Annotated in this window: 16 protein-coding genes; 5 read left to right on the top strand and 11 right to left on the bottom strand. The window is 41.0% G+C overall.

What is annotated here, in order from left to right:
* Positions 1–489: 489 nt before the first annotated feature.
* From ACXAFE_RS12825 to ACXAFE_RS12805, 5 genes are all read right to left on the bottom strand, one after another.
* Positions 490–912, bottom strand: a complete 423-nt coding sequence (locus tag ACXAFE_RS12825) for a group I truncated hemoglobin (RefSeq protein ID WP_475153225.1) — start codon at positions 910–912, stop codon at positions 490–492.
* Entirely contained in the window at positions 912–1733 is an 822-nt protein-coding gene (locus ACXAFE_RS12820) for a DUF3034 family protein (protein ID WP_475153223.1), read from the bottom strand. The genes ACXAFE_RS12825 and ACXAFE_RS12820 overlap by 1 nt, the downstream gene beginning before the upstream one ends.
* Positions 1717–4047, bottom strand: a complete 2331-nt coding sequence (locus ACXAFE_RS12815) for a bifunctional diguanylate cyclase/phosphodiesterase (protein ID WP_475153220.1) — start codon at positions 4045–4047, stop codon at positions 1717–1719. Before ACXAFE_RS12815 ends, ACXAFE_RS12820 begins: the two co-directional genes overlap by 17 nt.
* Positions 4025–4678 (bottom strand): methylamine utilization protein, encoded by a 654-nt coding sequence (locus tag ACXAFE_RS12810; RefSeq protein WP_475153218.1) that lies wholly within the window; start codon positions 4676–4678, stop codon positions 4025–4027. The genes ACXAFE_RS12815 and ACXAFE_RS12810 overlap by 23 nt, the downstream gene beginning before the upstream one ends.
* 153 nt (positions 4679–4831) lie before the next feature.
* A complete protein-coding gene (locus tag ACXAFE_RS12805; protein ID WP_475153216.1) occupies positions 4832–6016 on the bottom strand; it encodes an MFS transporter in 1185 nt (394 codons plus the stop codon).
* A gap of 114 nt (positions 6017–6130) precedes the next feature.
* Between ACXAFE_RS12805 and ACXAFE_RS12800 the strand changes: the two genes are divergently transcribed.
* From ACXAFE_RS12800 to ACXAFE_RS12785, 4 genes are all read left to right on the top strand, one after another.
* Positions 6131–7018, top strand: coding sequence for a LysR substrate-binding domain-containing protein (locus tag ACXAFE_RS12800; protein ID WP_475153214.1), 888 nt, complete (start codon positions 6131–6133; stop codon positions 7016–7018).
* A 94-nt stretch (positions 7019–7112) separates the two neighbouring features.
* Entirely contained in the window at positions 7113–7790 is a 678-nt protein-coding gene (locus ACXAFE_RS12795; protein WP_475153212.1) for a response regulator transcription factor, read from the top strand.
* Positions 7787–9124, top strand: coding sequence for a histidine kinase sensor domain-containing protein (locus ACXAFE_RS12790; RefSeq protein ID WP_475153209.1), 1338 nt, complete (start codon positions 7787–7789; stop codon positions 9122–9124). Before ACXAFE_RS12795 ends, ACXAFE_RS12790 begins: the two co-directional genes overlap by 4 nt.
* Before the next feature lie 174 nt (positions 9125–9298).
* The gene (locus ACXAFE_RS12785; RefSeq protein ID WP_475153207.1) at positions 9299–11443 is read left to right on the top strand and encodes a TonB-dependent receptor; all 2145 of its coding nucleotides are present in this window, start codon (positions 9299–9301) and stop codon (positions 11441–11443) included.
* A gap of 142 nt (positions 11444–11585) precedes the next feature.
* On the opposite strand, the gene ACXAFE_RS12780 is transcribed toward ACXAFE_RS12785, so the two are convergent.
* From ACXAFE_RS12780 to glnA, 5 genes are all read right to left on the bottom strand, one after another.
* Positions 11586–15854 (bottom strand): PAS domain-containing protein, encoded by a 4269-nt coding sequence (locus ACXAFE_RS12780; RefSeq protein WP_475153203.1) that lies wholly within the window; start codon positions 15852–15854, stop codon positions 11586–11588.
* Between the two features lie 143 nt (positions 15855–15997).
* Positions 15998–17392, bottom strand: a complete 1395-nt coding sequence (glnG, locus tag ACXAFE_RS12775; protein WP_475153201.1) for a nitrogen regulation protein NR(I) — start codon at positions 17390–17392, stop codon at positions 15998–16000.
* Positions 17392–18468 (bottom strand): nitrogen regulation protein NR(II), encoded by a 1077-nt coding sequence (gene glnL, locus ACXAFE_RS12770; RefSeq protein WP_475153199.1) that lies wholly within the window; start codon positions 18466–18468, stop codon positions 17392–17394. Before glnL ends, glnG begins: the two co-directional genes overlap by 1 nt.
* Before the next feature lie 101 nt (positions 18469–18569).
* On the bottom strand, positions 18570–19100 hold the full coding sequence (locus tag ACXAFE_RS12765; protein WP_475153197.1) for a DUF4124 domain-containing protein: 531 nt from the start codon (positions 19098–19100) through the stop codon (positions 18570–18572).
* A 224-nt stretch (positions 19101–19324) separates the two neighbouring features.
* The gene (gene glnA, locus ACXAFE_RS12760) at positions 19325–20731 is read right to left on the bottom strand and encodes a glutamate--ammonia ligase (RefSeq protein ID WP_475153194.1); all 1407 of its coding nucleotides are present in this window, start codon (positions 20729–20731) and stop codon (positions 19325–19327) included.
* A 461-nt stretch (positions 20732–21192) separates the two neighbouring features.
* Here glnA and typA point away from each other — a divergent pair, with 461 nt between their 5' ends.
* Positions 21193–23019, top strand: a complete 1827-nt coding sequence (typA, locus tag ACXAFE_RS12755) for a translational GTPase TypA (protein WP_475153192.1) — start codon at positions 21193–21195, stop codon at positions 23017–23019.
* A 241-nt stretch (positions 23020–23260) separates the two neighbouring features.
* Here the strand turns inward: typA and ACXAFE_RS12750 are convergent, their stop codons facing one another.
* Entirely contained in the window at positions 23261–24265 is a 1005-nt protein-coding gene (locus ACXAFE_RS12750; RefSeq protein WP_475153190.1) for a phospholipase A, read from the bottom strand.
* Positions 24266–24348 lie beyond the last annotated feature (83 nt).

The raw sequence follows: 24348 nt of genomic DNA, 5'->3' as shown, positions 1-24348 counted from the left end.
TATCTACTCCACTCGAATAAAACCAGCGGCTTATGGCTGACTCAACAAATGAATGGAAAAGCCCGAGTTTTATACTCGGGCTTTTTTATGTGTGGATTATCCACTCCACTCGAATAAAACCAGCGGCTTATGACTGATTCAACAAATGAATGGAAGGCTTAGGTTTTATACTTGGGCTTTTTTATTTGTGGGTTATCCACTCCACTCGAATAAAACCAGCGGCTTATGACTGACTCAACAAATTAATGGAAGGCTTAGGTTTTATACTTGGGCTTTTTACATGTGGATTATCCACTCCACTCAAATAAAACCAGCGACTTATGACTTACTCAACAAATTGATGGAAGGCTTAGGTTTTATACTTGGGCTTTTTTATGTGTGGATTATCCACTCCACTCAAATAAAACCAGCAGCTTATGGCTGACTCAACAAATTAATGGAAAAGCCCGAGCGTTTTAGCTTGGGCTTTTTTATGCGTGGAATTAACCACTAGCGCTTAATAATTTCAGCGCGATGCGGTGCGAGCTTTGCAAGTACTTGGTTTTGGACTGGGTAGCTTATGTTGTTGTCTTCCATCGCTTTTATCAGTAGCTCGACAATGCGGTTAAAGTCGGCTTCATTGATATTCATACCAGTGTGAATGTCGACCATATTATCGCCTTTATATTCGCAAGGGCCGCCTGTGGCATCGCATAAATGCGTAATGAATCCAGCGCGGAAGTGACTTACGCTGGCTTTGGCAAAGTAATGAAATACTTGCTCGTCACTGGCGATGTGTTTAATAAAACTATCAACAATGTTTTCTAATCCTTGCTCACCCTTTAATTGAGCATAGAGCGTTTGATTGGCGTTATGGGAAGCGCACGCTGTTAGCAAAACAACAGTAAAGAAAAGAGTTAAGAATTTAGTCATTAATAATACCCCGTGAGAGAAAGATACCAGCCACGTTGCTTTTCGATACCTGCAATTGTGCCCAAATTGATGTAAGCAGCGGTAACGCTGACATGTTTGTTTGGAAACCATGCGACAAACACATCATGCCAATCGTCTTCTTTTAACCCCAAATTATTTGGTTTTTGCCGATATTCAGTACCAATGGCAAGATGTTTATTGAGTAAGATAGCAACGGATGCCTCTAATTGAAGTCGATGGTCTTGTTGTGATCCACCAAAGCCAAGCAATCCCATTTCATTGGCGGTGGTGTGTCTGATTGTTGCATTCCACAATAGGTTGTAGCCAGCTACAGCACCTAGATGCAGTTTACTGGCAGCAAGGTAAAAATCGGTACCTGAATCATCTTTTGCACCAAGGGCGAAGGCAATGTCAGCTGTGTCGAGTTGTTTGTGTTGTATACCAAACGAAATCTGTGGGTAGCGACTGTAAACAAGGTCGCCGTAGAGCTTCACTTTAGCGCCATAAATCGATTGCTCAAGTGTTGTTGAAAGCGGCAGAACATCAAAGCGCTGCGCTGCGTAAGAGAACTCTACACGGTCATACAAGTTACCTTGTACGCCACAAGTACTCAATTCAAAATCATCGACATTTGCCTGCGTACAATATCCTGAAATCGACATTTCATCTTCGCTTGCGTAGCCTGCGAGTTGCGCCCATGGTACTAGGCCACCACCTGCAGAGCCTTCAATTTGAGATACACCGGGCGTTGCAAGCAGTTTACCGTTGGCATAACAGTGAGTGGTAATAAGTATTAAAACAATGCTAATGATTTTTGACATAGTGTGCGTACCATTCGTTGAGCTGCTGCGCTTTTTGCGGTTTAGCCAAGTAGTAACCTTGAATATAATCGCAGTTAAATTGGTTTAATAAATCCAGACTTTCTTTGTTTTCTACACCTTCTGCAACAACGCGCAACCCTAGTTTATGACCTAGGTTAATGGTTGACTCGACAATGTCTTGATCTTGTGATGATTCATTTAATTTAAGAATAAAGCACTTATCTATTTTTAGTTCATCAACGGGTAAGTTTTTTAGCTTAGCAAGAGATGATTGCCCAATGCCGTAGTCATCGACTGATATTTCAAAACCAAGTGATTTTAAATGGGTTAACTTAGCAATCACTAATGCTTCATTGTCGGCAATATCACGCTCCGTGAGCTCTAAAATAATACTCGAAGCGTCAACTGAGTAATGTGCAATCGTTTCTAATAAAAAATGTACAAATTGCTCATGTTGAATATCTTGCGCAGAAAGGTTAACTGACACATTGAAGTGAAGTCCTAGTTGGTTCCAGGCCTGTATTTGCTTTGCCGCTTGGCGAATAACCCACTGGGTTAAAGTCACAATAAGGCCCGATTGCTCTGCAAGGGCAATGAACAATTCGGGATTCACAAATTCATTGTTTTTATTGATCCAGCGAATAAGCGCTTCGGCTTTATCTACTTGTTTGGTCTTTAAATTAAGCTTAGGTTGATAGGTTAAAAATAAATTTCCGCTATCTTGCTCTAGCGCAAGCTTTAACTCTTCAATTAAATTCAACTTATATAGGTAAGCTTCGTCGTCACCATTTTGATAAAATTGTAAGGTGTTATTACTTTTTACTGCGTTTGCAGCCGCCATTGAGGCGCGGCGAATTAACTTTTCACCATCATTACCGTGCTCAATTGAGTTGGCGATGCCGTAATAAATTTGCAGTGATAAATCGATTCCCTCAAGATAAAAAGGACGCTCTAACTCGTTACGTAGTTGAGAAATAAAGCCATTGATTTGCTGCTCTTCTGAAATGGTAATGGCAACAATAAACTCATCAGCGTTAGGGCGTGACAGCAAGCAATGCTTGGGTGTTTGGCTTTGTTTATGAAAATTATCAAGTCTAGCGGCAATCTCTTTTAAAATTGTGTCACCATTAGTAATACCAATCGTATCGTTTAGTGCTTTAAAGCCTTTAATATTTAGGTTTATTAACGCGATGTGTATTTTCAACTGAAGCAATACGTTAACGTCGTTTATTATTTTGTAGCGGTTGTATAAGCCGGTGAGTAAATCTCGCTCAGCCTGATAGGTGATTTTTTCTTCCCGCTGCTTAATCGCACTGCTCATTAAGGTAAAACCGCCATACAGCTTTTCAAGTTCTCTTGGAAAGTGATTCTCGAGCTTAGGTACTAAAAAGTTACCATCACTGATGTTTTGTGTGACATCCATCAATTTATTAAGTGGCTGTGTAATGCGTTTCGATAAAATGCGCGATAGGCTAATGGCAATAAACAATACAAATAAAATAGCGAGTATGGTGGCGACAATAAGTCGTTTGATATCGCTATGCAGGGTATCAAGTGAGGCTGATAACACGGCGGAAATATTGTTAGTCGCAGTAATCTCAATAGGTTGATGGTAAAAAGACGCTGATGATAACAATAGACGAATACCTGTTAAGTTTTCGCCAAGTACATTTTCATTTGCGAGCACGTCTTTTGATAAGCTTGATTGAACAATGTGTTGATTGGCTAGGAACGTGATATCTAACGATAACAGTTCACGTAATTGCGATAAGGTATTCTGATCAATACGAAAACCAATTATCGCATAAGCAATAGTGCGTGGTGCTTTGACCGGAGCCAGTATAATTTGATAAATACTGTCGTTAATGACTAGCATTTGTGCATTAACGGCTTTTAGTGGAAGTGCATTAAGGTGGTTGCGAAGTTGCTCTGAAGAGTATGAGTTATTGTTACTCGCAATAAATTCACCATTAAGGTCAATTAACACCATAAGATCAGCTTTAATGCGCTGGCCATGGTTAAGTAGCGCACTTTGCAGTGTTTTGGTGTCTTGTGTGGCGACTGCCTGCTTAAAGCCAAAATCAGCGGTAAGTACGTTGGCTGATGTAACGAGCACTTGCTCTTGTTGTTTAAGATTTTGCTTAAGTACATTCTGGGCAAAATACATTTGTTGTTGTAATTGTTGCTCAACATAGCTTGCAGTGGTTAACCAATAATTAATCGTTAACAACAGAGTTGTCATTATAATCAGGTTGGCAGCAAGCCATGTAATTTGCGCACGTAGGCTAAGTTTAGTTAGTTGTTTTAAAAACATCTTCAAAACTGCCCGTTGCCTTTTCAGGTGAAACTGTTATCGCTAATTTTACAACGCCTTTTGCTTGTTTAAGTTTAGCAAGATCAATTGCTTGTTTATGACTTACGCCCTTTGCATTTCTCGGGTGCCAAAGCCACGCGCTTTTTATTTCAGACGGTGCTAAAGCGATAGTTGTTTCACCTTTTTCGTTCGACATATATACGTGATTATTATTGTGTACATATATGTAACCCACCATTGAATCATGAATATTACATCCCAGCACCACAACACCAGTATTTTCAAATATGATGGGTGACTTTGGTTGACCTGCATACAGCTTTAATTCAAACGGCTTTGCTTTAGAAAAAGAATAAACATGATGGCGAATATCATCGCTATTAGGAAAGCTAACATAGCTATTAATGGGGGCGGCAAGTACATGCGGCTCGAAAGCTTTATTGACTTGATCCATAACCAGAGGTTTTTTTGAGTTTGATTGTGGTGTTGGAGCTAAAACTTCAACTTCGATAATGGCATGTTCTAGTGCTTGGTTATTTTGATCTGCGATCTGCAGTGAAATGGTGGCACTTATATGAAAGGAAAATAATAAAGAACCAACTAAAAAGCAGTGTTTAATTAAAGCAAGCACGTCAATATTCTCTTAAAATTTTGCATACAAATAATACTAGTCAGATAAACCAGACGCGTCCAATGAATAACTAAAAAAATCAATTATTTTAAAGTCTTAGTTGTAATGGAACTATACCACGAAAAGACATGGTATAGTTGCTTTTTTTTGGGGTTATGTACTGAGGTTAGTATTAATGTTTGAACGTTGATCTAATCGGCCGCTGTAGCGAGTGACTAGCAACGCAAATGCAGAAATTAATGCGCTAATCCATGCGGTATCTTGCAATGTCAGCTGTTCCACAATAACGCCGCCTAAAATAGATCCCAAAGCAATGCCAATATTGAACGCTGCAATATTAAGACCTGACGCAACATCCACAGCATTTGGGGTAAACTTTTCGGCAAGCTTAACTACATAAACTTGTAATCCAGGTACATTACCAAATGCAAAAGCGCCCCAAATCAATACCGTAAATACAGCACCTATTTTCGATGTCATGGTGAACGTTAGAGCTAGTAAAATCAGTGTTAAGGCGCTAAAAATTATGGTTAAAGCATTAATCGGTCCTTTTTTATCGGCGAGTTTTCCACCGTAAATATTTCCAACAGCAACCGATACGCCATATACCAGCATAATCAAGCCGATCGTATTTGCTGAAAAACCACTTTCACTTTGTAAAATTGGAGCAAGGTAAGTAAATGCGGTGAAAGTGCCGCCATATCCTAAAATAGTCATTAAATATACTAACAACAATCGAGGTTGTACTAACACTTGAGCTTGCTCTTTTAAACGAGCAGGACGGCTTTGCTTAAGGTTTTTAGGTACCAGCAATGCGCTGCCAATAAGTGCGATTACGCCTAACGAAGAGACAACTAAAAAGGTTGCTCGCCAGCCAAAGTGTTGCCCTATCCAAGTGCCAAGTGGTACGCCTGTAACTAACGCTACCGTTAATCCGGTGAACATAATAGCTATGGCGCTGGCTTCTTTTTCTTTACTTACTAAGCTGGTGGCGATGGTCGAGCCAATAGAAAAGAACACACCATGTGCAAGGCCTGTTAATATTCGAGCGATTATTAAACTTTCATAGCTAGGTGCTTGCCACGCCAGCAAATTACCCACAACAAATAATGCCATTAAGCTAAGTAGCAAATATTTTCGATTCCATCGCCCTGTTAAGGCGGTTAAAACAGGCGCCCCAATTGCTACGCCAAATGCATAAAGGCTAACCAATAACCCTGCACTGGGCAAGCTAACCTGCAAATCGTTGGCAATGGTGGGCACGAGCCCGACAATCACAAATTCAGTTGTGCCTATAGCAAAGGCACTTAACGTTAACGCAAATAATGCTAACGGCATAAAGTTTCCTATTTTAGTTACCTACTAATGAGAGGACTATTGTGAGTGTTAATTTATTTGCAAAAAACAGCGGTAGTGACAAAATACTTTTGTTAAAAATGAAAAGGTGGGTGTATGTCTGTTTCTGCTAAAACTGAAGATTTAGAAGCATTTATAACAGTGGTTGATAGCGGTAGCTTTTCTACTGCAGCAAACTTACTTAATTTACAAGTAGCTAAAGTCTCTCGGGCGGTAACACGTTTAGAGCGAACTCTTGACGTAACCTTACTTAATCGCACCACAAGGCGATTAGAACTGACTGAAGAAGGGGCGCTTTTTTTGCGCCATGCGCGTGATGGCCTTAATGTTTTGGCTAAAGGCGAAGAGGCATTGCGTTTACTAAAACGTTCACCGTCGGGAAAGTTGCGAGTTGATGCTGCCAGCCCGTTTGTATTACATCAAATTGCACCGCTAATAAACGAATTTAGTGAGCTATATCCTGATATTCAGTTAGAGCTTACTAGCCACGACAGCATTATTGATTTACTCGAACATAAAACAGATATTGCGATTCGTATTGGTGAGTTAAGCGATTCAAATTTACATGCGCGTTTACTGGGAAAAAGTAAATTGCATATTGTGGCAAGCCCGAAATATTTAGCCACCGCAGCGCTTGAAGATAAGCAAATTGCTGCTCAAAATCATCGTTTAATTGGTTTTAGTGATGCGCCTCATTTAAATAGTTGGCCGCTTAAAAAGCCACAAAAACTGGATTTTGCGATCAGTGCTTCCAGCGGAGAAACGGTGCGACAATTGTGTATTGCAGGGCAGGGGTTAGCGTTACTTTCTCACTTTATGATTAAAGATGATTTAGCTGCGGGCCGTTTAGTGAGTGTATTTCACGATCACATTGTATCACCCAATAAACGCGAGAGCGTTCAGGCGGTGTATTATCGCAATAGTGCGGTGTCGTCGCGGATCTCGGTATTTCTTGACTTTATTTCGGCGCGGCTAAGTTTATAAAAGTAAAATCAACTCTTTGGAATTTACATTCGAAGTGCTGCACATTAAACTTATTAAATGAGATTAAAAATCATTTTGGTTAGCTGTTATAGTAATGAACATATTGCTCATTGAAGACGATAAAACGTTAAGTTGTTATCTAAAAGACATGTTAGTTAAATCGGGTTATCAAGTAGAGCAATGCTTTGATGGTGAAAGAGGCTTAATGTGCGCCCGTGAACATCGCTATCACTTAATCTTGCTGGACAAAATGCTGCCTAAACTGGATGGTGTTACATTATTAAAATCATTACGCGAGTTTAGCCAAGTTCCGGTGATTATGGTGTCTGCTCAAGGTGCTGAAGAAGAGCGCATCATTGGCTTATCGCATGGCGCAGATGACTATGTTGCAAAACCATTCAATGCTAAAGAATTGTTGTTAAGGGTTGAGAGCTTATTACGCAGAAGCCAAGTGAATAGTTTTACTAACATGGAATCCGAAATTAGCATCGATGGTTTGACTATTAACGCATCTTCTCAGCAAATCCAAGTGGATGGAAAACCACTCGAATTTACGCCGATTCAATTTAAATTATTATGGCAGCTGATCTCTAAACGAAATGTTGTGATCGATAAATCAGAGTTGTATCAATCCGTTCTTAACAGGCAATTAGGTGCGTACGATCGCAGTTTAGATATGCATTTAAGCCGTGTTAGGCGCAAGTTATCACAAGCAAATTGGCAAGGAGACCGCTTGCAAACGGTTCATGGAAAAGGGTATTGCTTTAAATGAAGCGTACCTTGTTATGGAAACTGTGTTTTATATTGGCTACAGGGCTGGTTAGCTTTTTTTACTTTTTACACATAGTTACGATAAAAACCGAAGAAGGCATGAGCTTCATCGCAGAGCAGCATCGCAACCAACTTAATGCGTGGGGAAGGCAGGCCGAAACACTATACTTAAAAGGGGATAAAGCTGCACTCCAAGCTTGGCTTGAAGCACTCAAACAACAAGAGAAAACATATGTGTCGATAGCGAGCTTTGAAGCATTACATATTGCAGGCGATACTTTAGATAAAGATGTTGTGGGGGCATATCACTTTGGCCGCAGTGTAGAGTGGAAAATTCATCTGTATTTTGATGAAAACCCAATTATGGAAGTGCCATTTACGCAAACACATGCAAGTTTGGTGATTCGTTTACCTGACTATATGCGTCCAGGCTCTTATTGGATAACAACTAAGTTTTTGCTGCAGATAATTACGCCAATGGCCTTGCTATTGTTGCTTTCAATAATGCTGTATCGCCACATTGTTACGCCGCTTCAACAGCTCGAAAAGGCCACATCAGAATTTAGCCGAGGTAATTTTTCGGTGCGGGTAGGTAAGTACCTCGGGCGACGCAAAGACGAGCTGGCAGATCTTGCGAAAACATTTGATACTATGGCAGCAAGAATCGGTGAACTTATTGGTAATCAGCGCCAATTGATCGCCGATTTATCGCATGAGTTAAGAACACCTCTCACCCGTTTAGATATTGCGGTAGCTAATTTTGAACATCTTGATGCCAGTGACCATTTGGCGCGTATTGAAAGGGAATCTAAGCATATTCGAAAGCTTGTTGAAGATAGCCTCACACTGGCATGGCTTGATAATGAAAAATTGATTTTACAACAAGAAAGTGTTGACCTGGTCGACTTACTTGATGTGTTAGTTGATGATGCGCGTTTTGAGTTCCCAGAACACCAATTAGAGCTGATTACACCAAATAATGCCATTGTTCATAACAGCAATCATCGCGCTTTGGCGCCTGCTATCGAAAATGTGATTCGTAATGCGTTAAGGTACACTCCTTCGCGTGGCCTTGTACAAATTTTGCTAACACTAAACGATAGTTATTATGTACTTGAAATAACTGATCAAGGACCGGGTATTCCAGAGCAATACTTAGAAAAAATATTTGAGCCATTTTTTAGATTGGATAAAGCGCGTATTGCAAATGGCGATAGCTTTGGTTTGGGGCTTGCACTTGCGAAGCGTCATTTAGCGAGTGTTAAAGCAAGGATCCACGCTAAAAATAAGTCTGAAAAGGGCTTAAAGGTGGTGATTATTATTCCCTGTGAATAGCGAGCAATCGCTTATCCGTTATTTTGATTTAACGCGTAACTCTGCAGTGCTGTGTGCCTTTATCCAACAAATAGCTACTTAATTGCAAATGTAACAATTGTAAAATTGCTATCCTAACATGGTCTAAATGGTAATAATTCCTATTATCTTTACTCGATGAAATAGAGAATTTCCATGCACATAAATAACCGCACTAAGAAGCAGTGCTTTGCCCTAAATACCTTTACGACTGTTTTGATTGGACTCGGCTGCTCACTGCAAGCTAATGCTAATCCAACTTCGCAAAAATTAGACGAAAAAATCGAAAAAATTATTGTTGTTGGTGCCACAACAAACTCTGAAATTACGCCTGAAGAAATAGAAAATTATCAAGCGAATGACCTAGAAGATATTTTCCGTCATACGCCTTCTGTAACAGTTGGTGGTTCGCTGGGAATTGCACAAAAAATATTTGTACGCGGTATGGAAGACTCTATGGTAAATATTACCGTAGATGGTGCACCACAGACTAGTACGCTATTTCACCATATTGGCCGTGTTTCAATCGAGCCCGAATTATTACGCAGTGTTGAAGTGCAGGCTGGTGCGGGTGAAGCTACCGCTGGTAGTGGCGCGGTTGGCGGAGCTATTCGTTTTAAAACTAAATCGGCAGAAGATATGCTAGCCGACGACGAAAAATTTGGTGCACTTGTGAAGGCGAGTTACTTTACAAATGATGGCCATAAAGAGAGCGTATCGCTATATGGTGAGGTGACAGAGTCGGTAAATGTATTAGCGTCTTATGTGAACGTTAGTCGCAACAATATGGATGATGGTGATGGAAAAGAAATCCCAGGTACCGCTGCCGATCAAACATTGGCTTTTGTTAAGTTAAATGCAGAGTTAACAGATAACCAAGAACTCACGGTTAGTTACGAAAAAAGAGAAGAAGAAGGGAAGTTTGGCAAGCAAACTAACTGGGCACCATTAGAAACTGATCCATTGTTCAAATCGTGGGGTGATCGTGAAACGGTAGTTGCAAATCATACTTGGTACTTAAATGCGCTGGTAAACTTTGAAACAACGCTGTACCAAACGGAATCGTCATTTAAACGAGAGCTTTATACATGGGATGCGTCAATTAAAACCACCGGTTTTGATATTCGCAATACAAGTGATCTAGGTGACCACTCAGTTACTTATGGCGTTGATTACAAGCAAGATAAAGTCGATTCGCAATCATACGCTGACTTCGGTGGCATTTATGCCGAAGAAGGCACTGTAATGGGGCTGTATGCGCAAGACCATTGGCAACTCACTGACGACTTACTACTAAGCTTTGGTGTACGTTATGATGCTTATGAACTTGATCATCAAGGCGAACAAGCAAACTGGGTTAAAGTAGACGGAGTATGGGTTGTTGAGACCGACGCGAACGGTAACCCGATTACATCGAGCTCGTCATTTTCAACAGAAAAGCAAGATGGTGTGAGCGCAAACCTTGGTTTTACCTATAACTTTACTGAAAGTCTAAAACTTACCGCTGGTTACGCTGAGGCGTTACGTGGACGCCAAGTCGCAGATGCATTTACCGTCGGTGAACTGACGCCCAATCCGGATTTAACAGCTGAAGAAGTCGATAACATAGAGATAGGATTAGGGTATAACGATACTACGTGGCTATTTGAAGTTTCATTGTATAACAGCACAATTAACGATGTGGTATTTGATAAGTTTAAAGGTCGTGAGGGCGTTTTTTATGAAAACATCGGTGATTTAGAAACGAAAGGCGCAGAGGTTGTAGCAGGTTATCAAGCAGATAACTTCGATGTGATTGTAAGTTATAACCATAACGATGTTGAACTAAATAATGTCGATTTTGTGTGGCCAGATGCAGCTGCGGAAAGTGGTTATCGCACGCGAACATTTGATGGCATTGAGTTAGCTGCTTATGAATATGGTGGGCTTGGTAATGCTGTTGGTGACTCCCTTAATGTGAATTTCAATTATTACTTGAATGAGCAGATAAAAATGGGCCTAAGCTTCCAGCATGTAGCAAGTTTAAATGATATTGAAGTATTTCACCGTTCGATTGAATTAGGCTGGATGACGGAATTAGAAACCGTTAATAAGCCTGGTTACAGCCTTGTCGACGCTTATGTAAGCTATGAGCCGTTAGAGAATTTACGTTTAGACTTGGCAGTGCAAAATTTATTGGATGAGTCGTATCGCAGTCATGGTAGTGTTGCGGATTATGGTCATATTCCAGGCTATGAAAGTGTGGTTGGTATTAAAGAGCCGGGTCGCGATATTCGCTTAAGCGCTTCGTATCGATTCTAGGCTAACTCATTTAGGTAACCTCAGGTTTGGATAAAAATAGTTGCAACCAAGTTGGTCTGCATAATTTGTTATACACATCTGAGGTTGCATATTACCTCAAGTTATAGAGTTAAATGTCTCGTTTTTTATGACATTATTCAATTTACCTTGGTGAAGAAAACAGTAAGTGCAGAGTATCTTTAACATCGTCAATTGAAATAGGCTTTGAAATATACTCATTCATACCAGCGTTAAGGCATTTTTCTTTATCGCCTTCCATCGCATTGGCGGTCATCGCAATAATGGTTGAGTGTTGATGTTGCTCACCACACCGGTTTTGTCGTATGGCGTTTGTTGCTTGGTAGCCATCCATTTCTGGCATTTGAATATCCATAAAAATAACATCATACGGTTGCGATCTATCTTTTAGCTTATTTACTGCATCAAGGCCGTTTTCAGCAATGTCACAGGTTAATTTAAGCTTTCCTAGTATACCTTTGGCAACCATTTGGTTTATCGGGTTATCTTCAACTAACAGTACATTAAGCTGCGGTAAAACGTCATTATTAGGTGAAGCTGGTGGGTTGTTAAGCTCATTAATATAGTGGCGTGTTAGCAGTGGTTTAGCGTGTTTTAACGGTTCGCCGTTATCAACAATTATCTGCAAGGCTGCGCGCAGATCCGCACTGGTCGCAGGTTTTGGAAAATAGCCATCAAAGCCAATCTTTGCAAAATGTTTAGCATCACCTTTGTGTTGCATTGAGGTCATCATAATTAACTTAATTGCAGCCAGCTCATTATCCGCTTTAAGCTCTTTAGCTAGCATTTCACCGCTCATTTTTGGCATTTGCATATCAAGTATCGCTACATCAAATAATTTATCGGTCCCTTTGAATGTATTGCATAGTGCTAAGGCTTCTTGTCCGTTTGAAAACGTAGTAACCTTGGCGCCCCAGTTTTTAAGCTGCTTTGCTAATATTTCACAGTTAGTTTCATTATCATCGACAACTAAAATATTTAACCCACTTATTGCTACATTAGGCTGAGAAAGCGAGCTTTGATTTGCCTTTTTAATACGTAAATTACAAACAAATTCGCTGCCTTCGTTTGTCGCACTGGTTAAGCTAATATCGCCATCCATGTGATTACATAACCGTTTTACGATAGCTAAACCAAGCCCGGTGCCGCCATAGTTGCGTGTGGTTGAAGAATCTTCTTGGCTGAATAGCTCAAACACATGTTGATGTTTTTCTTTGGAAATACCAATTCCGGTATCTTTTACCGCTAAGGTGAGGCGCCAATAGTGTTCATTATCATCTTGTAGAGCCGCGCTCACTATGACTTCACCCTGGTGAGTAAATTTAATGGCATTGCCGATTAAGTTACTCAGAATTTGACGAATTCGTCCGGGATCGCCGATTACGAAATGCTCATTTAAATTGACCGTATCTAAAATAAGCTCAAGCTGTTTTTGTTCTGCGCGGGTTGCAAATAACTCAACAAGTTCAGAAAGTAACAGGTGTAAATCAAATTGAATTTGTTCTAGTTCAAGCTTATCTGCTTCTATTTTTGAAAAATCGAGAATGTCGTTAATTAGAATTAATAGCGAGTTAGCACTATTCTTTGCAATGTTTAACCGGTGCGTTTGCTCATCTGTTAATGGGCTATCTAGCATTAACTCAAGCATGCCAATAACGCCATTCATCGGTGTTCGAATCTCATGACTCATACTGGCTAAAAACTCATCTTTGGCAATCATGGCGGCTTCAGCCTCAACTTTGGCTTTAGTAAGTGCTAACTCATTTTTAACACGCTCGGTTATATCGTAGTTTACACCGATCATATTGGATACTTGCCCGTTGCCATCAAGTTTATTGATTGCAGACGCTTTGATATAGCGTGTTTCACCTGCTGGTGTGATAATTCTAAATTCCGTATCAAACTTAGAATTGGTTTCCATGGCATGTGTAATTGCGGCCACGGCACTGGCTTTATCATCGGGGTGCAAACCATTTTCCCAAGCGTCGTACGCTCCAATAAAGCTATTTTGGTCAATACCATATAGCTTGAACATCCATTCGTCCCACTTTAGTTCTTGGGTCTGAACGTTGTAATCCCAAATACCTATGCCCGCGGAGTCTGCGGCAAGCGCCATGCGCTCATTCTTATCTTGAATTTCGAGTTCAGCTTGCTTCGACTGGTGAATATCGAGATGTGTACCGATCATCCGTTTTGGCGAACCATCGGCATGCCACTCAACTATTTTACCGGTGTCGAGTACCCAAACCCATTCGCCATTTTTATGTTTCATACGGGTTTCACAGCTATAGTGTTCGGCTTCTCCCTGCCAATGACGTTGTAATTGTTTTTCTGCTTTGGCTAAATCATCGGGGTGTAGCAAACTCATCCAAGTATCTACTGAGGTTGGTGCTAATTCATCAAGCGTGTAGCCAATCATGGTTGCCCAGCGATCATTAAAGGTTGTTTTTCCGCTATCAACGTCCCAATCCCAAATACCCACACTGGTAGATTGCAGCACAAACTGTAAGCGCTGGTTGGTATCGGTTAAATTGTCTCGCGCTAAAACTCGGTCGGTTATATCTTGGAATGAACCAAATACACGTAGGCATTGGCCGTTGAGCATTTCTGGTTTAGCGCGTGCCGCAACCCATTTCTCGTTGCCTTTAGCGGTGATTAGTTGCAACTCTTCTTGGAAAGGCGTGCCATGCTCAACTGCGTTTGCCATCAACTTGGCGATGCGGTCACGGTTTTCGCCAGGCTTGTAGTAGTCAATAGCTGTTTCAACTTGAGGCTCAAAATTGTCACTGACTTCGTGGATTTTCTTGGTCATTTGTGACCAATACAATGAATTGTTTGTTACGTTATATTCCCACGCGCCAATGAGCGCTTGTTCACTCATTTCTTCCATTAACTGACGCTGTGAAAGTAATTTGTTTTGTTGCGCTGTGCGCGTTAATTCAAAGCCAATCCAGTGGGCAAATAATCGGATCAACTCGAGATCGCTATTAGTAAACGGGTGAGATGAGGCATCAGGGCTTGAAAAGTTTAGTGTGCCAAAGCGCTTGCCGTCGACAAAAATAGGGCAGCCGATATAGCTTTCTAGGCCAAAATTTAAATAACAAGGATGCGTTGCAATTTCGCTTTTTGCAACATGATGAAATGCAATAGCTTGGTCAGCATTAAAGGTGTGAAAGCAGTAGGTATTCTCAAAATCAAATTGGTCATTTGGTGAAATTTCGTTATTTGGGCTTTTGGCGTACAGCACTTTATAGTTGTTTGAAATTTCACTTACTATGCCAAGCGGTAGCTGAAAAATATCACAACCGAGTGTTAGCAAGGCATTCATTTTATCATCGATGCTTGCATTGATATCACTGGTTATCTCATGTAGATGTTTAAACGCTAACTCGGCATGCTTTTGCTCCGTAATATCGTTTTGAATAATGATTGATGTGTCTTTTTGCGCATCATTGCTACGCAGCGGCACTATGGTGGTGCTGAACCAGTAAAAACGCCCATTTTTAGCCTTATTACATAGTTCGCCATGCCATACTGTGTGTTTTGTGATGGCATCGGTTATTTCTTGATAAAGGGCGTCATCATGGTAATAACTTCTGAGCGTACGCGTTGAATGGCCAATAATTTCATTTTGCTCATAACCATAAAAATGCGTGAACATTTTATTGCAGTACAAGATGTTCGTTTGGTTATCAACTCGCAAAACTGCAGAATGTTTATTGATTGCGAATTCAAAATCAGATGCTCGATTACGCTGCGTTAGCAGTTTAGAGTAGGTATCTGCAAGCCAAGATTGCGTTGGCTTTAGTATTGCTATCGCAAGTCCGATTAGGCATAGCAGCGAGCCAATCCAGGTAATATAAATCAGCTCATTCTGTTGTTGTTTATCAAGGATTGCTGCATTTTCAAATACACTCACTACTTGGTCTAATTGGGTAAGTATTTGGTCGGTTTTATCTGTCGCAAATAAGCTATTTTGCGATGTCGAAAGCGCTTTTCCTTGCGAGAGAGATAGCGCTGCATTAGCGTAAGCTTCAAGGGTTGCTTGCAGCTGATTATCAGCAAAGTATATCTGTTTAATCTGTTGCTGGGCGTTTTCGTCAAACAGCTCAAGTTGTTTTATTAGCAGGGTTTGATTACTTAATAGCTTTTCTGCAGCTTTCGCAAGTTGCTGTTGACGGTATTGGGTTGGCTCACGTTGAGTAAATAAAGCAATACGTTGCGACAACATTCGCTGCTCGCCGGCACTGTTTACAATACTGGCATAACTTTCTTGCTGCTGTTGTTGCAGAGTAATAATTAAAAACGCGCATGAAATGAGCACCGAAATTGCAAAAAGCGCCGTTTTATAACGCTTGGAAAAGTTAGTAAGTAAAGACTCCGTGCTAAGCATTCAACTTCCTGAGGCGGTGCTGTTGTATTTAGAACTTTAAATATTGCACTAAATGGCGCGTCTTGCCAGCGCAAAATGATTAAAAACAGGTGGTTACTTCAGATTTAAGTGCCTTTACTATTTTTTATCTAAACCTGAAGCAGTTAATCGATATTTAGCTCTTTAAGCTTACGGGTTAGGGTATTACGTCCCCAACCAATTAAATGCGCGGCATCTTGTTTGTGACCATTGCTGTGTTTAAGCGCGCTTTTGATAATTTGACTTTCAATCTTGTTTTGAATGTCTGGCCAAATATTGTGTTTGCCTTGTTTTAGCTCGTTTTCAAACCACACTTGAAATTGCTGTTGCCAGTTTGAATCATGACTATTGTCACTGTGGCTAACTTTTTCGGTAATTTCGCTGGGTAAATCTTCAACGCTAATCAGCTGACCTGGGGTCATAACCGTGAGCCAACGGCAGGTGTTTTCCAACTGGCGCACATTGCCCGGCCATGCAAATTCCATCATTTTATTGGCCGCTTCTTTAGACAGGATTTTGCTATCGACTTTGAGCTCTTTGGCACTGCGACTTAAAAAGTAGTTGGCTAATTTTTCAATATCGACGCTGCGTTCGCGCAGTGGCGGCAGTTTTAAGCGAACTACATTTAAGCGGTGAAATAAGTCTTCTCGGAATTTGCCTTCTCGGGCCAGTTTTTCGAGGTTTTGGTGGGTTGCGGCAATGATGCGTACATCCACCTTTATGCTTTGATGGCCACCAACACGATAAAACTCACCGTCGGCAAGCACACGTAGTAAACGAGTTTGCACATCCAGTGGCATATCACCTATTTCATCTAAAAACAGTGTACCGCCATTAGCTTGTTCAAAGCGGCCTTTACGCACGCTATCGGCACCGGTAAATGCCCCTTTTTCATGACCAAATAGCTCTGACTCAACTAAGTCTTTTGGAATTGCCGCCATATTAAGCGCTATAAAGGTTTTTTCACGACGTGGGCTGTGGTTATGCAGCGCGCCTGCAACCAGCTCTTTACCTGTACCGGATTCACCGTTGATAAGTACGCTCATGCTCGATGCGCTGAGTTTACCAATTGCTCTAAATACTTCCTGCATGGCAGGCGCTTCGCCAATAATATCGGGGGCTTTTTTCTCGACTTTTTTCGGCTTTACCTTAACGCGGGTGTTAGCGCGACATGCACTTTCAACAAGTGAAACAGCTTCATTTAAATCAAATGGTTTTGCTAAATATTCAAATGCCCCTTTTTGGAAAGCCTGTACAGCAGAATCGAGATCGGAGTGGGCGGTCATAATAATCACCGGCAAGCCAGGGTTTTGCTCAACAATATTTTCAAGCAATGACATGCCATCTTGGCCTGGCATGCGTACATCTGAAATCAGTACAGTTGGTTGATCGTATTCAAGTGCAGAGGCTGCCGCTTCTGCGCTGGCGAATGATTCGGTATTAAAACCTGCACGCTTAAGTGCTTTTTCTAGTACAAAGCGAATCGAAGCGTCATCGTCAACTAACCAAACGGTTTTCATTATGGCTTCTCCATAGACAGGGGTAGATAAATATTAAATTCGGTGTGGCCTGGCCAACTATCACATTCAATATAGCCTTGATGTTGGTCAATAAGTGTTTGTGCAATGGCTAGCCCTAAACCTGAGCCGCCATCTTTATTGGTGACCATAGGAAAAAATAGGGTTTCTTTTAGTGCTTCGTCAATGCCAGGGCCGTTGTCGATAACTTGAATGATGAGTGCATTTTTAAATGCCTTGTTATGCAAGCGTACATGGTGTTTAACGCGGGTTTTTAACGTTATAGTGCCAAGCTCTGCCAGTTTATTTAGCGCATGTTGCGCGTTTTTAACGATGTTGAGCAGTACTTGCTGAATTTTACCGTTATCGATAAACACATCGGGAATACTCGGATCGTAATCTTTAACGAGTTTTATTTTGTGTTGATTGTCTAACAAGCTTAGTTTTATCACTGACTCTAAGGTTTGGTGAATATTTATCCACTCTTTGTTTGGAAGCTGGTTTGGCCCAAGTAGTCGGTCAACAAGCTCAGTGAGACGATCGGCTTGTTCGATTATTAAGTTGGCGCATTGTTCGCGTTCTTGCTGGTCGCTTTCATATTGTAGTAATTGCGCTGCACCGCGAATACCACCTAACGGATTTTTAATTTCATGGGCGAGAGCACGGATTAAATTACGCGCTGCACTTTGTTGGTGCATTTGATGTGAAGCCTGATCATGCTTGAGCTCTTGGTTAAGTGAACGGCATTCAAGCAGCATTAAAATCTGGTTATCTAATTCGACGCGACGCGCAGAAAGGCTAATGGTTGCGTGTCGACCATCGTTAAATACCACGTTGGCGCGATGTTGAACGCAATCGTTACCACTGAGAAAGGTATTTTCTAAGATCTTATGCAGATCAATCGAGTGATAATGAAATAGTTGTTTAAAATTGGTTGTGACAATGCGTTTGGTACTGATGCCAAATAATTCGCTTGCGCTGGTATTTGCGTAGTGAAGTTTAAAGTCACCATCGACTAACAATACACAGCTTGTGAGATTTTCTAGTAGTTTAATGTAGCTGGATAAGTCTTTAAGCATCATTGCACCATTTTAGTGCGCTATTTTAATTAAAATCAATGTAAATTGATGTTTAATTAGAAAAAAGCAAGAAGCGTTCCGCAATGAGCTTATTTAGAGAGTTATTTTGCGATACTGCTTGCGCGGTGCATAAAGAAGGTGATTTGCTCGCTGGTTGCAACAGCATTACCTTTTTCATCAAATAGTTGCGCTTGAATTGTATGTGCGCCGCGGTCCACATTACGCATTACAAAAACCGATTTGGATTGCGGCGGGGTGTTGCGTTTGCCATTAAATAATAGCTGTACTTTATATTTGGGATTAAAGCTTGGTGTTATGCGAATGGAAACATGCAGTGAACCAGTATTATCACGAATCGTTTCTTCATGACTTGGCGATACAATCTCAATGCCGTATTCAATTTTTTTATTGGGGTCATCCGGTTTATCAAAGATGGATGTATCCGCTTTTTTCATGCTGGTTGCTTTATCGTCAGCTAAAGAGATCACTTTTGCACCCGGACGTTTCGTATCTGAGAATACTAAAACACCGTTCTCATCGCGCCACATATAAATTTCTTTCGCAGCGACGTTTGTTACCGGCAGTAACATGATAAAAATTAAAAGTGATAGCAGCGCGCTTCTAAAAGCCACATCAGCTCCTTGCTTAGATATGTTATTTTTATTTTAGTACTGAACGGACAAATTCGCCTGTTTTACAGAAAAACCAGCTACAAAATACCCAGCGAAACAATATGATAAGGTTCAGATAGTATAAATGTATAATATATATATTCATTTTTCCACAAAAAAAGCCCGCAGAACGGGCTTAGGAACACACATTGAAACAATAAATTGATTCTGGAGGCGTGAAATTATTACACGCTGTAGTACATTTCAAACTCAACTGGGTGAGTTGTACTGTTTAATTTTTCTACTTCTTGACTCTTAAGATTGATGTATGCATCGATTAAGTCGTCAGTGAATACACCGCCTTGAGTTAAGAACTCACGGTCAGCGTCAAGTGCTGCAAGTGCTTGGTCTAATGAAGCTGCAACAGTTGGGATTTCAGCTGCTTCTTCAGCTGGCAGATCGTATAGATCTTTATCCATTGCTTCACCTGGGTGGATCTTATTTTTAATACCGTCAAGGCCAGCCATTAACATTGCTGAGAATGCTAAATATGGGTTAGCTGTCGGATCTGGGAAGCGAACTTCGATACGACGTGCTTTTGCCGATGGTACTACTGGAATACGAATTGATGCAGAACGGTTACGTGCAGAGTATGCAAGCATTACCGGAGCTTCAAAACCAGGTACTAGACGCTTGTATGAGTTAGTTGACGCGTTGGCAAATGCATTGATTGCGCGAGCGTGCTTGATAATACCGCCGATGTAGTAAAGTGCTTCTTCAGAAAGACCGCCGTACTTGTCACCAGCGAAGATGTTTTGACCATCTTTAGCAAGTGATTGGTGACAGTGCATACCTGAACCGTTATCACCAACAATTGGCTTAGGCATAAATGTAGCCGTTTTACCGTAAAGGTGAGCCATGTTGTGAATAACGTATTTCATTTCTTGAATTTCGTCCGCTTTGATTACCATTGTATTGAAGCGAGTTGCAATTTCGTTTTGACCAGCTGTCGCTACTTCATGGTGGTGAGCTTCAACAACTTGACCTAATTCTTCTAGCACTAGACAAGTAGCTGAACGCCAGTCTTGTGATGAATCTACTGGTGCTACTGGGAAGTAACCGCCTTTAACACCCGGACGGTGACCTGAGTTGCCGCCTTCGTAGTCTTTGTCTGAGTTCCATGACGCTTCTTCAGCATCGATTTTGTACATAGAACCAGACATGTCAGTTTTGTATTTAACATCGTCAAATAGGAAGAATTCTGGCTCAGGACCGAAAAGTACAGTATCTGCGATACCAGTTGAACGCATGTATTCTTCTGCGCGTTTAGCAACAGAACGAGGGTCGCGCTCATAACCTTGTAGTGTTGAAGGCTCTACTACGTCACAACGTACGATTAGTGTTGCTTCTTCAGCAAAAGGGTCTAGTTTAGCTGAATCTGCATCTGGCATTAATACCATGTCTGATTCGTTAATGCCTTTCCAACCAGCAATTGAAGAACCATCGAACATTTTACCATCTTCAAAGAAATCTTCGTCAGCTTGGTGATGAGGAATAGAAACGTGCTGCTCTTTACCTTTTGTATCTGTAAAACGTAGGTCAACAAACTTAACGTCGTTTTCCTTGATAAACTGTAAAACCGTGTGTGACATAGTGTCCTCCAACCGTGTGTTGTTTTTAATTGTGAAATCGCTGTCTGTAAAGCGGCTTTTGTGCCAGTTTTATAACTTAATGAATATTAATGAGTTTTAGTAAATTCAATTTGCTCTGCACCATTTTGATGCACCAAAAAGATCCCTGCTTGCACTGGTATGGTGCGCGATAAAGTCTAGAAAATACGGCTAAAATCGCAAGGTCAAAATCGTTTTTTTAAAATAAACCAGTTATGTGACAAAAATATCGCAAAAATCAGCTATTTTTATTCTGTCTAAACTTTCATCTGTCACAGTAATAGGGGATAATATGCCACTTTTTTGCAGGCGCAGACCCTTTTTAGGTCATCATTAAGATGACATAAAAGGTGTTTAGCTTAGATTTTTAGCGGGCTTTGATGGGTATTGTGCCTATTAGATAATCCGTAGCTTCTATCCAGAGCACTAACTTGAGTAAAAATATGAGTATCGAAAAATTACGTAATATTGCGATTATCGCGCACGTTGACCACGGTAAAACAACACTAGTTGATAAGCTACTTGAGCAATCAGGTACACTAGAAACACGTGGCGGTAATGAAGAACGTGTAATGGATTCAAATGATATCGAGAAAGAGCGCGGTATTACAATCCTAGCTAAAAATACAGCAATCGAGTGGAATGACTACCACATTAATATCGTGGACACTCCGGGACACGCTGACTTCGGTGGTGAAGTAGAACGCGTTCTTTCAATGGTTGATTCAGTACTACTACTTGTTGATGCACAAGAAGGTCCAATGCCACAAACGCGTTTCGTAACGCAAAAAGCATTTGCATTAGGTCTTAAGCCTATCGTTGTTATCAACAAAATCGACAAGCCAGGCGCACGTCCTGATTGGGTTATGGACCAAGTATTCGATCTTTTCGATAACTTAGGTGCAACTGATGAACAGTTAGATTTCCAAGTTATTTACGCGTCAGCAATCAATGGTTGGGCAACGTTAGATCTAGATTCACCGTCAGACAACATGCAACCTATGTTTGAAGCAATTGTTGATCAAGTAGAAAAGCCAGATGCCGATCCTGAAGGCGCATTCCAAATGCAAATTTCACAGCTTGACTACAACTCATACATCGGTGTTATCGGTGTAGGTCGTATTAAGCGTGGTACGGTTAAAGTTAACCAGCAAGTAACGATTGTAGGTGCTGATGGCTCTAAGCGTAACGGTAAAGTAGGTCAGGTACTTACTTATTTAGGTCTTGATCGTCACGAAGCTGAACAAGCGCAAGCTGGCGACATCATCGCAATTACAGGTTTGGGTGAGCTTAAAATCTCAGACACAGTATGTGATGTAAACGCAGTTGAAGCACTTCCTGCACTTTCTGTTGATGAACCAACAGTAACTATGACGTTCTCTGTAAATACTTCACCTTTCTCAGGTCAAGAAGGTAAGTTCGTTACTTCACGTAACATTCTTGAGCGTTTACAAGCTGAACTAGTTCACAACGTAGCATTGCGTGTTGAAGAAACAGATAACCCAGATAGCTTCCGCGTATCAGGTCGTGGTGAACTTCACCTAGGTATTTTAATCGAGAACATGCGTCGTGAAGGTTACGAACTTGCAGTATCTCGTCCAGAAGTAATCCTTCGTGAAGTAGATGGTCAGTTAGAAGAACCATACGAAACAGTAACAGTTGACGTTGAAGAAGAGCACCAAGGTTCTATCATGGAACAACTTGGTCTGCGTAAAGCTGAAATGACTGATATGGCACCAGATGGTAAAGGCCGTATTCGTATGGACTTCATGATGCCTTCACGTGGTCTAATCGGTTTCCAAACTGACTTTATGACACTAACGTCTGGTTCAGGTTTAATGTACCACACGTTTGATCACTACGGTCCTCACAAAGGCGGTAACATTGGTCAGCGTAAGAACGGTGTACTTATTGCTAACGCAACAGGTAAAGCGCTTACTAACGCACTATTCAACCTACAAGACCGCGGTAAACTATTCATCGGTCACGGTGTAGAAGTATACGAAGGTATGATCATCGGTATTCACGCGCGTGATAACGACCTTACAGTTAATGCACTTAAAGGTAAGCAACTTACTAACGTTCGTGCATCAGGTACTGATGAAGCGCAAAACCTTGTGCCACCAATCATTATGTCTCTTGAGCAAGCGCTTGAGTTTATTGATGATGATGAACTAGTAGAAGTAACGCCAGAAAGCATTCGTATTCGTAAGAAGCTTCTTACGGAAAGCGAGCGTAAGCGTGCTAGCCGCGAATCGAAAAAAGCGTAATAGCGATTTCGTTTTGTAATAAAAAAACCAGCCTAGGCTGGTTTTTTTATGTTTGAAATTTAACGAAATGCTCTGATACCAATTCGCTTAAGTAGCTAATCATCCTAGCGGGCTAAATATCATGCTAACTGCGTTAGAATTTATCAATGTAGAACAACTACATAAGAAAAATTCCGCCTTGTTACCATTTCATTTATCCAGTGCTATCCCTGATCACATACTTAACAGAATTGGTATGGAATTATAAAAAGTCAGTTAATAAAATACCCACACCAAAGCGTTCAATGTGCTGGTTGTAATCAATCAAGCTTTCGCCATAACCATTGTAATATTGCGCGTAACCTCGTAACCGACCCCACGCAGGGAATGACCAATCAAGCTGTACAGCACCTTTGTTATCTGACTTTAAGTTGTTGCGTAACATTACGGTAAACTCATGTTCTTCGTAGCGATAAATCGTTGCAAACTCAAAGTGTCCCATGTAGTCATCAATATCTGGGTTGTCATCACCAGTTGGGTCATCTTCGTTGCGTCTTTCTTCTTCCGGAATGCGGTACCAAGGCCTAAAGCTAAAGACAAAGCCGTCTTGCTCCCAAAACAGGTTTGCATAAATTCGATTCCATGAACGTGAAAGGGGAATGTTGCGACCATTTGATTGGTGTTCAAAACCAAGCACTATGCCCATTTCGTCACCCCATAAACGATTTTCATCGTCTAGTAAATTCATCCAAAATACTTCAGGTTGATAGTTGGTTTCACGAAATGGTGATGAAATATCATTATTATAGAGTTGCCAATACGACTGCATGGTAAAACCAAAATAAAATGCTTGGTCGATATCAGACTTAACTTGGTATAGCGGCACTTTTAACGAAAGTTGAAACTTAGCCTCTAATTCATCTAAAGGCGCACCTTTGAGGTTAGGGTCGTTTTCTGCAGGCGTGTTTTTGGGGCGATCCATGTAAGTAACCGGTAGAATATAGTTGCGATTATGTGGCGTAATTACATTGGGGTTATTAGTGGTAACTTTTTCTCGGATAACGCGTTTATCAATTGCCGACATGTCATCCATATCTGTTATTTTCAAACACTTTTTCTTAACTTCAGCAAGCGTTTGCGAATCATCACCCGCAGCAAGTTCGTTAAGAATACATTGCTTGGCGAGTTCTTTTTCGGAAGTGTCATCGTTTGCAAATGCAAGCGAGCTGGCCAGTGAGAGTATTAAGCTAGAAGCTAAAAGGCGCATTAATTATATCCCTAAAATGAGTGAGCTTTTATTATAACCATTTTAGAAACATAAAAAAGGCGGCATATTTGCCGCCTTGTGCC

Source organism: Pseudoalteromonas sp. ABV4_021 (assembly GCF_056159365.1).
The sequence above is the reverse complement of the archived record's forward strand: the minus strand, read 5'-3'. Positions and strand labels throughout refer to the sequence as shown.